Here is a 14,168-nt window from a genome sequence, read left to right on the forward strand (position 1 = left end):
CCGAGCCGCTTCCCTTACTGAAGAATGTCGGCCAGATAGCGACCGGTGTGTGAGCGTTTGCGTTTTGCTACGGCTTCGGGTTTTCCCTGCGCCACCACTTTACCGCCACCGGTCCCCCCTTCGGGCCCCATATCAATGACCCAGTCGGCCTCGGCAATCACGTCAAGATTATGCTCGATCACCAGGACTGAATTGCCCGCGTCCACCAATCGGTGCAGAACGTGAAGCAACTTGTCTACGTCGGCCATATGCAGCCCGACAGTCGGTTCATCCAGCACATAAAGATTGTGTTGCGAGCGTCGCCCTTTGTTATCTTCCGGTGTCATATTGGCTTTGCTCAGCTCGGCCACCAGCTTGATGCGCTGGGCTTCGCCACCGCTCAACGTCGGGCTTTGCTGGCCCAGTGTGAGATAACCTAAACCGACATCCTGAAGCAGACTCAACGCGTGGTGGACTTTGCTGATTGGAGCGAAGAACTCGGTGGCTTCGTCAATGTTCATCGCCAGGACATCGCCGATGTGTTTGTCCTTGTAAGTGACGCTGAGCGTTTCCTCGTTGAAGCGCCAGCCGTGACACACCTCGCAGGGAACCCGGACATCCGGCAGGAAGTTCATTTCGATTTTCTGCTCACCCTGTCCACCACAAGCGGCGCAGCGGCCATCGCCGGCGTTAAAGGAAAAGCGCGCAGCGGTATAGCCCCGCAGGCGGGCATCCACCGTACCAGCGAACAGTTTTCGAATGGTATCCCAGATGCCGATGTAAGTGGCCGGGCATGAGCGCGGGGTTTTGCCAATGGGCGTTTGATCCACTTCCAAAACCCGGTCGATACTTTCCCAGCCACTGAGCTGTTCGAGACCCTGCCACGGGTGTTGTTTTTTGCGTTTGTGGGCAACGGCCTGTTTGAGATTCGGGTAAAGAACGCCCCTTACCAGTGTACTTTTCCCGCTGCCACTGACGCCGCTGATGGCCACCAGGCGGCGCAGCGGAATGTCGAGGTCGATACGGCGCAGGTTATTCTGAGTAGCCGCTTCAATGTGCAGTTTTTCGTCGTCCCACAGCGCCCGCAACGAGGGGTTACGCAGTGCCGGCATCGGATGACGTAACGGTTGAGACAGCATTTGTCCGGTGAGAGAGCGCGGGTTGCCCATCACTTTTTTCAGGTTGCCGTGAGCGATCACTTCACCGCCGTTAATGCCGGCGCGAGGGCCCATGTCAATCAGGTGATCGGCTTCGCGAATGGTGTCTTCGTCGTGTTCCACCACAACGACGGTGTTGCCTTGTTGCTGCAACTCGCGCAAGGTTTCAATCAAGCGGCGATTGTCCCGGGTGTGCAAACCGATGGTTGGTTCATCCAGTACGTAGCACACGCCCTGTAGGCTCGAACCCAGTTGCGCGGCTAGCCGAATACGCTGTGCCTCGCCGCCACTTAGTGTGGGGGCCGCGCGATCCAGGCTCAGATAATTGAGTCCCACTTTTTGCAGAAATTGCAGGCGACTGGTCATTTCAGACAACAGGTCACGGGCAATGGCCTGTTCGTGCGACTTAAGGTTCAGCTTGCGGAACCACTGTTCGGCATCGTCGACGGGAAGTGACGCCAACGCGGCAATGGAGCGGTCACGGAAACGCACGGCCAATGCGGTGGGGTTGAGCCGTTGTCCGCTGCAGGACGGGCAGGTTTTTTCTGTCTGCTCCTCATCGTCTGGCTGCCAGGTACGCTCTTCGCCGGTTTGTTCTTCATCGAACCCTTTGATCACCAGCCCCGTACCAAAGCAGCGTTTGCACCAGCCGTGTTTGGAATTGTAGGAGAACAGACGCGGGTCCAGCTCATCGAACCCGTTGCCGCAACAGGGGCAGGCGCGATTGGTGGAGAACAACCGCTCGCCACTGGCCTGCTTGCCCGTGCGTTTGTTCACCGGGGCAACAATCACGACGCCGTTGCCGAGGTTGAGTGCTTGCTCCAGAGACTCTGCCAGCGCACGCTCGTTGGTGGCAGAAACGGTGATCTCTGCCAGCGGCAATTCGATATTGTGTTCCCGGTAGCGATCCAGAGTGGGCCATTGAGCGGTCGGCTGGTATTCGCCGTCCACGCGCAACTGCGTAAAACCGCGTGCGGCGGACCACTCGGCGAGTTCGCGATAAATACCTTTGCGCGCGACCACCATCGGCGCCAGTAGCGTGACCTCGCGTTGCCGATAGTCTTTCTGAACACGCGCCAGTATCGCGGCGGGTGTTTGCGGCTCGATGGGAACGTCGCAGTCCGGGCAGTACTGAGTGCCGAGTTTGACGTAAAGCAGCCGCAGGTAGTGATAGATTTCCGTCAGGGTGGCCAGGGTACTTTTACGGCCACCGCGGCTGGTGCGTTGCTCGATAGCCACCGCTGGCGGAATGCCGTAGATCGCATCGACATCCGGGCGGGCCGCCGGCTGCACGAATTGCCGGGCATAGGCGTTTAGCGATTCGAGATAGCGTCGCTGGCCTTCGCCGAAAATCAGATCAAAGGCCAGCGTACTTTTTCCGCTACCGCTCACTCCCGAAATCACTGTGAGCTGATCGTGCGGAACGGCGACGTCAATGTTTTTCAGGTTGTGTTCACGTGCGTGATGCACACGGATTTCCCGCCGGGGTTTCGCCTTTTTCTTCCGTGCGGGCAGCGGCAGGTTGCCGCCTTGTTTCAGGGTTTTTTCATACTCTCTCAGGGCCGTGGCGGTATAACTGTTCTTCGCTTTCGCCAGTTGCGCGGGCGTCCCCTCGGCAATGAGCTGCCCGCCCGCGTCACCGCCCTCCGGTCCGATGTCGATAAGCCAGTCGGCGGCGCGAATTACATCCAGATTATGCTCGATCACCAGCAGGGAATGCCCGGCGGCGATAAGCTGCCGGAACGCCTTCATCAGCGTGGCGATATCGGCAAAATGCAGGCCCGTGGTGGGCTCATCGAACAGGAAGAGAACGTGCTCCTGCTCGCGGCGACCAGACTTGCCCGGTGTGTTGGCCAGGTGTCCGGCCAGCTTGAGTCGTTGCGCTTCACCACCGCTTAAAGTGGGTACGGCCTGGCCGAGCTGCACATAGTCCAGACCGACATCGGACAGAGGTTGCAGGCTGCGTTGCACCTCCGGGTGATCCCGGAAGAAGTCGAGTGCCTCGGCCACTGTCATGGCGAGCACATCGGCAATGGAAACCGCTCGCGGGGCCGGGTCGTCGAGGCTGTCCTGCAACAGTTTGATTTCCAGAACCTCGTCGCGAAAACGCTGGCCATCACAGTCCGGGCAACGCAGGTACACATCGCTCAGAAACTGCATTTCAACATGCTCGAAGCCGTTGCCCTGACAGGTGGGACAGCGCCCTTTGCCCGAGTTAAAGCTGAAGGTGCCGGGCGTATAGCCACGCTCTTTGGCCTGCGGTGTGGCCACAAAGAGCTTGCGAATCGCATCGAAGGCTCCCACGTAGGTGGCCGGCGTGGAACGAGTGGTTTTGCCAATGGGGCTCTGGTCCACCATCACCGCGCGGTCAATATGTTCCAGGCCATCGATACGCTGATACACGCCGGGTGCTTCGGTTTGTTCACCGTGGTGTTTGAGGATGGCCGGGTACAGAATCTGCCTCATCAGCGTGGATTTGCCCGAGCCGCTGACACCGGTCAGACACACCAGCTTTCCTAGCGGGATGCGCACGTCGATCGTTTTCAGGTTGTGCTCGCTCGCCCCCTGGATGCAGAGCGCGGCCTCCTGTTTAGGGTGGCGGTCGCCGTCGGCGGGCGCCAGAGTCACCTGTTCCCGGCCACTGAGATAGCGTGCGGTCAGGTTTTTGGAACGCTTCATCAAGGCGTTGGGGGTGCCGAAAAACTCAATATTGCCACCGCCCCGCCCCGGTCCCGGTCCGATATCAAGGATGCGGTCAGCGGCCAGGATCACCTGCGGGTCGTGCTCGACCACCAGCAGGGAATTGCCCGCATCCCGCAAGCGGTGCAGTACGGCCACCAGCCGCTGAATATCGCGTGGGTGGAGGCCCGTGCTGGGCTCGTCGAGCACAAACAGCGTGTTCACCAGCGAGGTGCCGAGTGCGGTGGTGAGATTGATGCGCTGGACCTCACCGCCGCTGAGTGTTCGGGATTGACGATCCAGCGTCAGGTATTCCAGCCCGACTTCGCACAGGTAGCCGAGCCGCGACCGTATTTCTTCCAGTAGCAACTGGGTGGGTTCATCCGCTTGGGCATTCAGATGCTCGAAAAACGTCGCCGCGCGCGACAGGGGCAATTGCATCACATCGGCAATGTTGAGCCCGGGTAACTGGTTAAACAACGTGTCGCTCAGGGTGTTTCCTTTGGGGATGAAGCGGGCGCGATGGGCGAGTGCCTGCTCCGCCGCCTCCAGCGAGCCGACGCGCCACCACAGCGAGGTCGGCTTGAGCCGGGCGCCACCGCAATCCTGACAGGGCGTGTAAGCGCGGTACTTGGACAGCAGTACCCGAATGTGCATTTTGTAGGATTTGCTTTCCAGCCAGTCGAAGAATTCGCGAATGCCGTACCAGACGCCCTTGTCCCACGAGCCTTCGCCCTGAATCACCCACTGCTGTTGAGTCTTGGTCAGCTCGGCCCACGGCTTGGTGATGGGAATGCCGCGTTTTTTGGCGTAGCGGATCAGGTCGCGCTGCACCTCGTGAAAAGAGGGCGTTTGTATGGGCTTGATGGCCCCGTCTTTCAGGCTTTTGCGCTCATCGGGGATGACCAGCCCGTAGTCCACCCCGATAATGCGGCCAAACCCCCGACAGCTTTCGCAGGCCCCGATGGGAGAGTTGAACGAAAACTGGCTGGGGCCCGGTTCGGGGTAATCAATATCGCAATGCGCGCAGTGGTGATGGCTGGAAAACCGTGCTGCGTCACCGGGTTGGCGTTCCTCGTCCAACGGATAGATCAGCACATGGCCTTTGCCATAATGCAGCGCGGTTTCCACCGCTTCAGTCAGGCGGCTACGGTTTTTCCCGCTGAGTTTGAGCCGATCCTGTACCACCTCGACCCGGTTGCCATCGCGCCGATGCAGGCGGGCATAGCCCTGCTGATTGAGCAGTTGCAACACTTCATCGTCACTCAGGTTTTCCGGCACCGTGATGGGCAAACACACCATCAGCCGCTGGCTCTCAGGCCAGTCCCGATACAGCGCCTCGACGATGCTCTGCGGGGTGTCGCTCAGCACTTCGCGCCCGCAGCTTTGACAGAACAGCCGCGCCAGCCGGGCAAACAGCAGTTTCAGATAATCGTTGAGCTCGGTCATGGTGCCCACCGTGGAACGCGAGGTGCGCACGGTGTTGCTCTGCTCAATGGCAATGGCCGGGGGAATGCCCTCGATCCGGTCCACCGCCGGCTTGTCCATGCGATCCAGAAACTGCCGCGCATAGGCGGAGAAGGTTTCCACGTAGCGCCGCTGGCCCTCGGCGTAAATGGTATCGAACGCCAGAGTGGATTTGCCGGAACCGCTGACGCCCGTGACCACCACCAGCTCGCCCAGCGGGATATCCAGGTCCAGGTGCTTCAGGTTGTTCTGGCGTGCGCCGCGCACGGTGATAACATCATGGCTCATAACACTGGCTCGTCGGCTGTGAAAATCTGTCTGAATATACAGTAATGATGGGTGGGCTTCCAGCACCTTGTCCGTCCTCCCCTCCATAGCCGGAATACGCGCCGCCGTGCCGCCTGGATGCGTGAAGCTTGAGATGTCGGGCCGTGTTCTGCATGATGGTGTACTTCCCCTTGTTTGACGGGCCTATAGCACTTATGACGGACTTGGACTCCCTTTCCCTGAATTTGTTGACCCTCGATGATCGTGATCGGCTGTTTCGGTTAGTGGATTCCAATCGGGAGTTTTTGCGCCAATGGCTGCCCTGGGTGGATAGCAATCGCACGGCCGACGATACGCAGGCTTTTCTGGTTCAGGTAGAGGCCCAGCACCGGGCCGGCAAAGGCCCGCAGTACGCGATTGAACGGCAGGGCGAGCTTTGTGGCGTCTGCGGTTTTCACACACTGGATGCGCGCACCGGCACGGGCAGTATTGGCTACTGGCTGGGAGAGCGCTTTGGCGGGCAGGGCATCATGACCCGCGCGGTTCAGCAACTGGTGGCGGAGGGCTTCGAGACGTGGGGAATGCGCCGTATTGAGATCGCCTGTGCCGTGGAGAATTACAAAAGTCGCGCGATTCCGGAGCGGCTGGGCTTCATGTATGAAGGGGTCATACCCGAGCGCGAATGGCTTAATGGCCGGTACGTGGATCACGCAATGTACTCGCTGCTGGCGTCTGAGTCACAACCCGATCATAAGGTGTACAGCCATGATGGTTAAAACAGGGTCTCAATGTTCTGCGTTGAGAGCGGCAGGTTTGGGCTGGATGTTGTCACTGGCGGCGTGCGTGATGCCAGAGAACGATACACATTCGTTGTCACCGTTGGTGGTGGCCGATTTGTTTGATAAAGCGCAGCCAGACACCATGGGTTTATCGCCCGCACCACGCGCGGAGACGTTCACGGTGTTTCAGCCTGGCGAGCAGGATTACGCCTACAACCATGGCGCGGTAGTGATAGGCTTCAAAGGACAATTGTACGCCCAGTGGCAGAGTTCCTATCGTGATGAAGATGCACCCGAAACGGAAGTGCGTTTCGCCGTCAGCACGGACGAGGGCGAATCCTGGGGACCGGTTAAGACTCTGGTCCCGAAGCGGGAAGGTACGGTGGTCACCAATGGTGGCTGGTGGACAGACGGTGATACGCTGGTGGCGTATGTCAATGTGTGGCCCGAAACACTGGAGCCGCGAGGTGGTTATGCCGAGTACGTCACCTCTACGGATGGTCGGCATTGGAGCGAGCCGAAGCCGGTGCTTAACGCACACGATGAGCCATTGAAGGGCGTGCTGGAGCAAGACGTGCGTGAGCTTCCGGACGGTCGTCTGTTGACAGCGGTGCATCGTCAGCCGGGTCTGATCGCCAAACCTTATTACACGGATGACCCCTTGGGCGTTCGTGGCTGGACCGAGGGCACGATGGACAACCTGGACTACAAAGAGGAAATCAGTCGTGAACTGGAGCCCTCCTGGTATACGCGCGCTGATGGTTCCATCGTGATGATTTTTCGTGATCAGGGCGGCAGTCATCGCATTATCGCGGCGAGTAGTACTGATAACGGGGAGTCCTGGAGCCGTCCGGTGTTGACCAACTTTCCCGATTCCAGAGCCAAGCAAAGTGCGGGCAATCTTCCCGATGGAACGGCCTTTGTCGTTAATAACCCCAGCGGCAACAAAACCCGGATTCCGCTCACGCTAACGCTCAGCGATAACGGTCATTACTTTGATCAGGCGTACTGGTTGCGTTCCGGGGGCAACAATTTGCAGAAGCAGCGTTTTGAAGGACGTTACAAGCGCGCCGGGTACAGCTATCCAAAAAGCTATCGCGATGACAAATACCTGTACGTTGCCTACGCCACCAACAAAGAGGATATCGAAATCACTCGGGTGCCACTGTCGGCTCTGAGAGCTGATTGATACCCGGGCAAACCCTACCTTGGAGTAAAACAATGGATCAACAGACACAAACCGAAGTGGAAGCGGCGGCGTTTCGCCGGCTTCTTGCACATCTGGATTCGCGCAAGGATGTACAAAACATTGACCTGATGGAGCTGGCCGGTTTTTGCCGCAACTGTTTGAGTCGCTGGTACCAGGAGGCGGCAGAAGAGCGGGGCGTCGCCATGGACAAAATGACCGCCCGCGAAGTGGTTTACAAAATGCCCTACGAGGAATGGAAAACTCACTACCAGACGGAGCGATAATTAATGCCTCAGTAAAAACGCCCGAAGAGCACTCCGGGCGTTTTTACGGCAAAGCGTTTCGAGTGAAAACAACAGCTTAGTTATTCCACAGCCGCTGCAACAAATTCCACTTCTCTTGCTCGAAACCCTCCCAGGTGCCCCAGCCGCTTTCGTTGGAGACCGGATCGTAGGAGTGTTCATACAGTCCACCAGTATCCTCGGACTCGGGGTTTGTGGACCAGTAGCAACCTTGGATGTCATTGTCGATCATATAATCGACCAACGCATCCTGCCACTCCAGATCAATACCCGGTTGAATATGGTCCCAGATCTCACGGTGCCGCGGCGGTCCGTCAGCAGGCCAGTTTGCATGGCCACCGAACTCGCCGATAATCATGGCGTAACCCTGATCCCGCAAATAACCGAAGTGCTCGTCCCAACCGGCTTCCAACACCGCTGGGCGAATCACAATATTACAATCCTGCTCAGCTGCTTCAGTGTCTTCCAGCCCCTGGCACTCGGGTTGATTCGGGTCCATGAACTGTTGCTGAACGAAAACGGAAGGGCCATAGGTGTGCGGTGACAGAATCAGCCGCTCCTTGGGAATATCCAGAGGCGCATTGGCGAACGGATAAAAGTTCTCGCCCCAGTTAGGGTTGGAATCCAGGCTGCCGTGTGGAATCTGGGTGTCATCCGACGTCACTGAACCAATACCCTCCACCATAATGAGCACATCGTCGTTCACCGCACTGATCGCCTGATACGCATTTTCGGACAGACGTTTCCACTCGGCCCAAGTATAGTCCCAGGGTTCGTTGAAAATATCGATGGCCATAATATTATCCACGCCAAGCTGCGCAGACAAACCCGCGATCTCTGCGAGATCATCGAGCCACAACTGCTCGTTGTAAGCATGGACGGTCACACTCGGGTCTCCCACCGGGCCGCAGGAATAGCCCTCGCGGGTAAACTCGTAATTCTCCCGGGTGGCATCCACATAAGGCGGAGTCGCATCGAGGCGACCGGCACGCCAGCCCACGTAATTGGAGCAGGAATGAATGTCGATAATGACATTAATGCCATTCTGATCTGCCTGGACAATAAAGTCCTCCAGCGCCTGCCGCGCATTCTGCTGGCGAACCGACGCATGGTTTTTAAGCACACCACCCTGGCGGATATCGCCGATGCCCTGCGGATCGGTAGCGTCCAGTGTTTGGGGCGCAATGGGTAACCGAATGGTATTGATGCCCTGCGCCGTAATCTCATCCATGGTCTGTTGAATGGTGCGGCCTGTGTCAGCCCACCACATATTGCCCACGTAAAGCTCCATTGGCGCGCCGTCGGCATTGTTTTCCGCATCCGATGGTTCGTGCTGGCCTTCCAGCCCGAACCAGGCCGAGCACTGCACCGGATACACATCGCCGTTCTGGGTGATGTTGCCGGACTCGTCCACGCGGAAGCGACCGCCAGCACCCGGATTACTGGAAGAACTTGAAGAGCTGGAAGAACTGGATGAAGAAGAGCTTTCGCTGGACGACGAACTGGAAGAAGAGGATGAGCTCGAGGAGCTGGCCCCCTCACAGACGTCGCCCGTTACGGCGGGCGTCTCAATACTGCCGCCGTTGGCGTCTAACTGCATGCCAAACTCTACCGTGTCGCCGGGCTGTATCGTACCGTTCCAACCGAGATTACTTGCCGAGTACGGATTGCTGCCAGACAGCGTGGCATTCCACAGGTTGGTAACGCGATTGGCGGTGTACTGCCAATCCACATTCCACCCCGTGATGGCACTGCTGCCGGTATTCGTAATCCGAATAGCGGCCGTCGCGCCGCTGCCCCACTGATTGGTCACCACATAATCGCAGTTGGCAGACTGCGCCGTGGCGGATTGTCCCGCAGCGATCAGCCCAAGGCCGAGCATTGCCGCGTACAAGCCATTGCCTTTGAATGTTCCAATCCTCATTTTGATTATCTCCTGGCATTTCTGAACATGAAGGCGGGCGATTCCTGTGTTATTAGGATGGATTTCCCGCCATCGTTTACGCCGCCACGGGTTATCTAGCGGCGACAATAAGCGTAGTTCAGAGAGATAAGGTTAAAAGGACTGTATGGTAAAAATTTGATCTGCTACTTTTTTTAATGCGTTAGCGAAGTTAACGGGTTATTGTTTTATTCTGAAAAATAAAAATTGTCATTGAATGCTTCACGCTGGCGGTGCCAGAATGAAATTTCCTCTACGGCTTGTTAATCTTAGTTTTGACTTACCGTTGACTGGACTTCCCAGATACTAAGAACACTTCGACTAAAGCTCTGCCTAGCCCTTATACAAGCTCCAAGGCGCTAGAAATTGTCCGGCTTGCACGGATTCAGTGTTTGAAATTGCTAATGAGATGTACAAACAATAGAGGGACAAAAGAACAATGTTGGAATTTATCAGGATACTTCTCTTTGGGTCCTCAGTGCTTCTAACTCCAGATCCTATAGAGATCGTTAATGAGCCCTTTGAACTCCAGTTCGAAGAGCCCATTTCAGCAGTGACGGCTGGAGCGGCGTTCTATATTGATGTTACCGCCATGGTCCCTTACGAGGTGCAAAACATCTTTCAAGCAAGAGCATGGGCAGAGAAGGCGTTTGGCAAGGAGTCAATATCAATTGTTCTGATTAACGATGCGACGGAAAGAGAGTTGACTTTGTTGTATAAAGGCGGTTTTGGTTGGTCGGAGACGACGGCTGATCTCACTATTGGGGCGGAGGGTGGTTTTCCAAAGACGGTGGAGTACGATCGGTTGGTTCTAACGAGCGACACAGATTTATATGGCGTTCGAATAGTGTGGAAGAATTATAGATACTAATTTGATGAGTGCGATCTATGAACAAGGTCCAGAGCAAGGCAGCGCCCCTGGACTTGGTGTCGCAGCCCGCGCGTAGCGTATAATACTGCCTCTTGGTGTAGTGCAATGGGTGTATGCCGATCAGCGGGATGCGCTACGTGTACCGAACCGCTGTTTAAGTGAGGCGAAAGAGCGTTAATGAGTGATCTACCGAATTGTCCGAGTTGTGATTCCGGCTACACCTATGAAGACGGCGCCATGCTGGTGTGCCCGGAGTGTGGATTTGAGTGGAACAAGAACGAGCCTGCGCAGCAGGAGAGCGATAGTGGTGTTAAAGACGCTCACGGCAACCCGTTGAGCGATGGTGACTCGGTGGTGGTGATTAAGGACTTGAAGGTGAAAGGTTCGTCGTCGGTGGTGAAGGTCGGCACGAAAGTGAAGAACATTCGCCTCGTGGATGGGGATCACGATATTGACTGTAAAATCGATGGTATCGGCGCCATGAAGCTGAAATCGGAGTTTGTTAAAAAGGCTTAGCGTCGATCCCGTTTCGGGCGTGTTGATCGCCTTGCGGGTTTGTTGGCAGCTTTTGATGCCATTCGGAGCTTCGATTCAATGAAACGCGGCTATTTTTCAATGCCTGCTTGAAAACTTTCGGTGCACCCTCCTACACTGATTAAACGAGCGTGCTTCGCGCGGCGGCAGCCGTTTCTGTGCACGCTCGCTTAATCCGTTACTAAGGAGAAGCCCCGTGACTGTCAATGATGATCGAATCCTTCAAAGAAGGCTGCACCCGCTTCATGCGGTGTTGCTGGCCGGCACCCTTCCCTTGTTTTTAGGGGGACTATTAAGTGATTTTGCTTACTCGTCCAGTTATCACATACAGTGGAGCAACTTCGCTTCCTGGTTGATCGCCGGTGGCCTCGTTTTCGGCGGTTTTGCGTTGTTGTGGGCCATTGTTGATCTGGTTCGCGCGAGTCGTCGTGTCGGATGTTCCTTACTTTATGTCTTTCTCCTGTTTGTGATGTGGATCCTGGGCTTTATCAATTCGTTGATCCACGCGAAGGATGCCTGGGCCAGTATGCCTATGGGCCTTATTCTCTCAGTGATTGTTTTTGTGCTCGCTTGTGCGGCCACATGGATCGGTTTCGCCAGGGGTGAACGGGGAGGTGAACGATGAACGTTGCACGCCTAGGAGTAACCGTTGCTTTGACGGCCTTGCTGGTGGCTTGTGGCAACAAAGCGCCAGACCAGGAGCAGTATGGACCCGACCCGGTGCTCCCGGAGCCGCAACGCGGGTTGCTACCGGATATGAGTGTGGCAGAGCCCGCGCCTTGGGGGGATACGCTGCCAACGGTGCCGCCCGGTTATACCATTTCGGCGATCGCCACGGACCTTAAAATTCCGCGCCAAACGTTGCTTCTCCCGAACGGTGACATTCTGGTCGCTGAGGGGCGGGGAGGCAGCGCACCGGCATTGAAACCGAAAGATGTGATCGCCGGTTATATTAAAGGAAAAGGTACCACTTCCGTTGAGAGCGGCAACCGGTTGACCTTGCTTAGGGATGCGGACGGCGACGGCACTTATGAGTTACAAACGGTCTTTGCCAACGACCTTAACGCTCCTTACGGACTCGCACTGGTGAATAACACGTTGTATGTCGCCAACCAGGACGCGCTGGTGCGTTTCGATTATCGCGAAGGGCAGACGCAGGCGAATGGCGCACCGGAGAAAGTGACCGATTTACCCTCGGCGATCAATCATCACTGGACCAAATCCCTGGCCGCGAGTCCCGACGGACGTTTTCTCTACGTGGGCATTGGCTCGAACAGCAATATTACCGAGCGCGGCATGAGCGCTGAGGTTGACCGGGCGATGGTGTGGGAAATCGATGCGGAAACGGGCGCTCACCGCCCTTACGCCACAGGGTTGAGAAATCCTACGGCATTAACTTTCCAGCCGGGAACGGATCAGTTGTGGACCGCTGTGAACGAGCGTGACGAACTCGGCCCCAACCTTGTTCCCGACTATATTACGGCTGTACAAGAAGGCGGGTTTTACGGTTGGCCCTACAGTTACTGGGGCCAACATGTGGATGACCGTGTACGGCCCCAGGACCCGGATAAAGTCGCGTCGGCGATTACGCCGGATTATGCGTTGGGCTCGCATGTGGCGGCACTGGGCATTGATTTTTCAGGGCCCGCCATGGGGATGGCGTTCGCGGAGGGTATGTTTGTCGGTGAGCACGGTAGTTGGAACCGCAGTACTCCCGTCGGCTACAAAGTGATTTTCGTGCCTTTCGAGGGGGGGCGTCCTGCTGGCCCGCCGGTGGATTTTATGACGGGCTTTCTCTCGGAGGACGGTAAAACACGCGGGCGTCCCGTAGGGGTCACCGTCGATCCGAACGGTGCCCTCATCGTGGCCGATGATCTTTCTAACGTCATTTGGCGGGTGACTCCAAATGACGAGGGGTAACCACTAAGGGTTAACGGGCGCCTAATTGCTGCATCAATCGCTCTGTCGCCAGCGCCCGGTGACTGATGGCGGCTTTTTCCTGTTTGCTCAGTTCGGCGGCGCTGCATTCGCGCTCGGGCACTTGAAACAGCGGGTCGTAGCCGAAGCCACCATGACCGGCGGGAGCGGTTCGAATCCGGCCGCGCCATTCACCCTGGGCAATTAACGGCGTTGGGTCGTCGGCGTGCCGCACCAGAACCAGTACGCAGTGATAACAGGCGCCGCGCTCTGCATCGGGAATGCCTTCGAGTTCGCGTAGAAGCTTGGTGTTGTTGTCCGCATCGCTGGCGTCGGGGCCCGCGTAACGGGCGGAATAAATGCCGGGGCGACCATCCAGTGCATCGACGGCCAATCCGGAATCGTCGGCGAGGGCGGGGTAACCGGTGGCGGCACTGGCGTGACGGGCTTTGAGTATGGCGTTTTCCACAAAGGTCAGCCCGGTTTCTTCGGCACTGGTTACGTCGAAATCGCTCTGGGCTTGCACGTTAAAACCGCAGTCAACCAGCAGTTGTTGAAATTCCCGAAGCTTGCCGGCATTGCCGCTGGCGAGTACCAGAGTTTGCATAAAAAACCTCTTGCGTGGCCGCTCATCGTTCCTGATACAGCGTTTGGGTAAATTGCAGCGTAAAGGCCTGCTCGCTGTCTTCGGGCTGTAGGCTGATGCGAAAGTGGTATCGCTCTTCGTTGAGGTGTCGCATGGGTGCGATGTAGTAGGTGGTATCACCTTCACTGATTTCCTGGAATTCCAGGGTTTGAGCCTGCTGTAACAGGTTGGTGGCTGTGCCGGTAAGGGTCGCGGGCACGCCCAGTCCGCCGTCGACGCGGGAGACGCTGATATTGACCAGGGCACGGTCATTGCCCCGCACCAGCCCATGAATACTGGCGACGTCCGGCAGAACGAACGTGCTGTTGAACACGCTGTAGTACACCTGATAGTCACCGAAACGCTCGGATCCGGTCTGGGCCTGGCCGGGTGAGGCCATAAAGAGGGCCAGAAGGGTGAACAAGGGCAGTAAACGTGTCATCGCTGTCTCCGTCCGTCA

The 14,168-nt window shown here is 57.0% G+C and carries 11 protein-coding genes and 1 pseudogene; 7 read left to right on the forward strand and 5 right to left on the reverse strand.

What is annotated here, in order from left to right:
* Positions 1-14: 14 nt before the first annotated feature.
* Together uvrA (ACQCLF_RS07720) and uvrA (ACQCLF_RS07725) are read right to left on the reverse strand one after the other, a co-directional pair.
* Positions 15-2,606 carry an excinuclease ABC subunit UvrA gene (gene uvrA / locus ACQCLF_RS07720; protein ID WP_426986475.1) on the reverse strand — a complete coding sequence of 864 codons (2,592 nt, stop codon included), beginning with the start codon at positions 2,604-2,606 and terminating at the stop codon, positions 15-17.
* Positions 2,607-2,786: 180 nt separating this feature from the next.
* A pseudogene (gene uvrA / locus ACQCLF_RS07725) lies at positions 2,787-5,570 on the reverse strand (excinuclease ABC subunit UvrA); the annotation flags it as partial.
* A 194-nt stretch (positions 5,571-5,764) separates the two neighbouring features.
* Here uvrA (ACQCLF_RS07725) and ACQCLF_RS07730 point away from each other — a divergent pair.
* Genes ACQCLF_RS07730 through ACQCLF_RS07740 form a run of 3 tightly spaced genes read left to right on the forward strand, consistent with a single transcriptional unit; the run spans position 5,765 to position 7,801 of the window.
* Entirely contained in the window at positions 5,765-6,325 is a 561-nt protein-coding gene (locus tag ACQCLF_RS07730; protein WP_426985931.1) for a GNAT family N-acetyltransferase, read from the forward strand.
* Positions 6,315-7,517: a sialidase family protein gene (locus ACQCLF_RS07735; RefSeq protein ID WP_426985933.1), complete on the forward strand. Its 1,203-nt coding sequence runs from the start codon at positions 6,315-6,317 to the stop codon at positions 7,515-7,517. Before ACQCLF_RS07730 ends, ACQCLF_RS07735 begins: the two co-directional genes overlap by 11 nt.
* A 32-nt stretch (positions 7,518-7,549) precedes the next feature.
* Positions 7,550-7,801 (forward strand): DUF1244 domain-containing protein, encoded by a 252-nt coding sequence (locus tag ACQCLF_RS07740; RefSeq protein WP_426985935.1) that lies wholly within the window; start codon positions 7,550-7,552, stop codon positions 7,799-7,801.
* A 76-nt stretch (positions 7,802-7,877) separates the two neighbouring features.
* Here ACQCLF_RS07740 and ACQCLF_RS07745 read toward each other — a convergent pair whose 3' ends face one another.
* Positions 7,878-9,743 (reverse strand): cellulase family glycosylhydrolase, encoded by a 1,866-nt coding sequence (locus ACQCLF_RS07745; RefSeq protein WP_426985937.1) that lies wholly within the window; start codon positions 9,741-9,743, stop codon positions 7,878-7,880.
* 457 nt (positions 9,744-10,200) lie between these two features.
* Between ACQCLF_RS07745 and ACQCLF_RS07750 the strand changes: the two genes are divergently transcribed.
* The 4 genes from ACQCLF_RS07750 to ACQCLF_RS07765 all read left to right on the forward strand — a co-directional run bounded on the left by ACQCLF_RS07750 (position 10,201) and on the right by ACQCLF_RS07765 (position 13,086).
* A complete protein-coding gene (locus ACQCLF_RS07750; protein ID WP_426985939.1) occupies positions 10,201-10,632 on the forward strand; it encodes a hypothetical protein in 432 nt (143 codons plus the stop codon).
* 177 nt (positions 10,633-10,809) lie between these two features.
* Entirely contained in the window at positions 10,810-11,148 is a 339-nt protein-coding gene (locus ACQCLF_RS07755) for a zinc ribbon domain-containing protein YjdM (protein WP_426985941.1), read from the forward strand.
* A 214-nt stretch (positions 11,149-11,362) separates the two neighbouring features.
* Entirely contained in the window at positions 11,363-11,791 is a 429-nt protein-coding gene (locus ACQCLF_RS07760) for a DUF2231 domain-containing protein (protein ID WP_426985943.1), read from the forward strand.
* Positions 11,788-13,086 (forward strand): PQQ-dependent sugar dehydrogenase, encoded by a 1,299-nt coding sequence (locus ACQCLF_RS07765; protein ID WP_426985944.1) that lies wholly within the window; start codon positions 11,788-11,790, stop codon positions 13,084-13,086. Before ACQCLF_RS07760 ends, ACQCLF_RS07765 begins: the two co-directional genes overlap by 4 nt.
* 10 nt (positions 13,087-13,096) lie before the next feature.
* On the opposite strand, the gene rdgB is transcribed toward ACQCLF_RS07765, so the two are convergent.
* Entirely contained in the window at positions 13,097-13,690 is a 594-nt protein-coding gene (gene rdgB / locus ACQCLF_RS07770) for an RdgB/HAM1 family non-canonical purine NTP pyrophosphatase (protein ID WP_426985946.1), read from the reverse strand.
* A 22-nt stretch (positions 13,691-13,712) separates the two neighbouring features.
* Positions 13,713-14,150, reverse strand: coding sequence for a DUF4426 domain-containing protein (locus ACQCLF_RS07775; RefSeq protein ID WP_426985948.1), 438 nt, complete (start codon positions 14,148-14,150; stop codon positions 13,713-13,715).
* Between the last annotated feature and the right edge of the window lie 18 nt (positions 14,151-14,168).

Origin of the sequence: Marinimicrobium sp. ARAG 43.8 (assembly GCF_050113635.1) — a bacterium.
GTDB lineage: Bacteria > Pseudomonadota > Gammaproteobacteria > Pseudomonadales > Cellvibrionaceae > Marinimicrobium.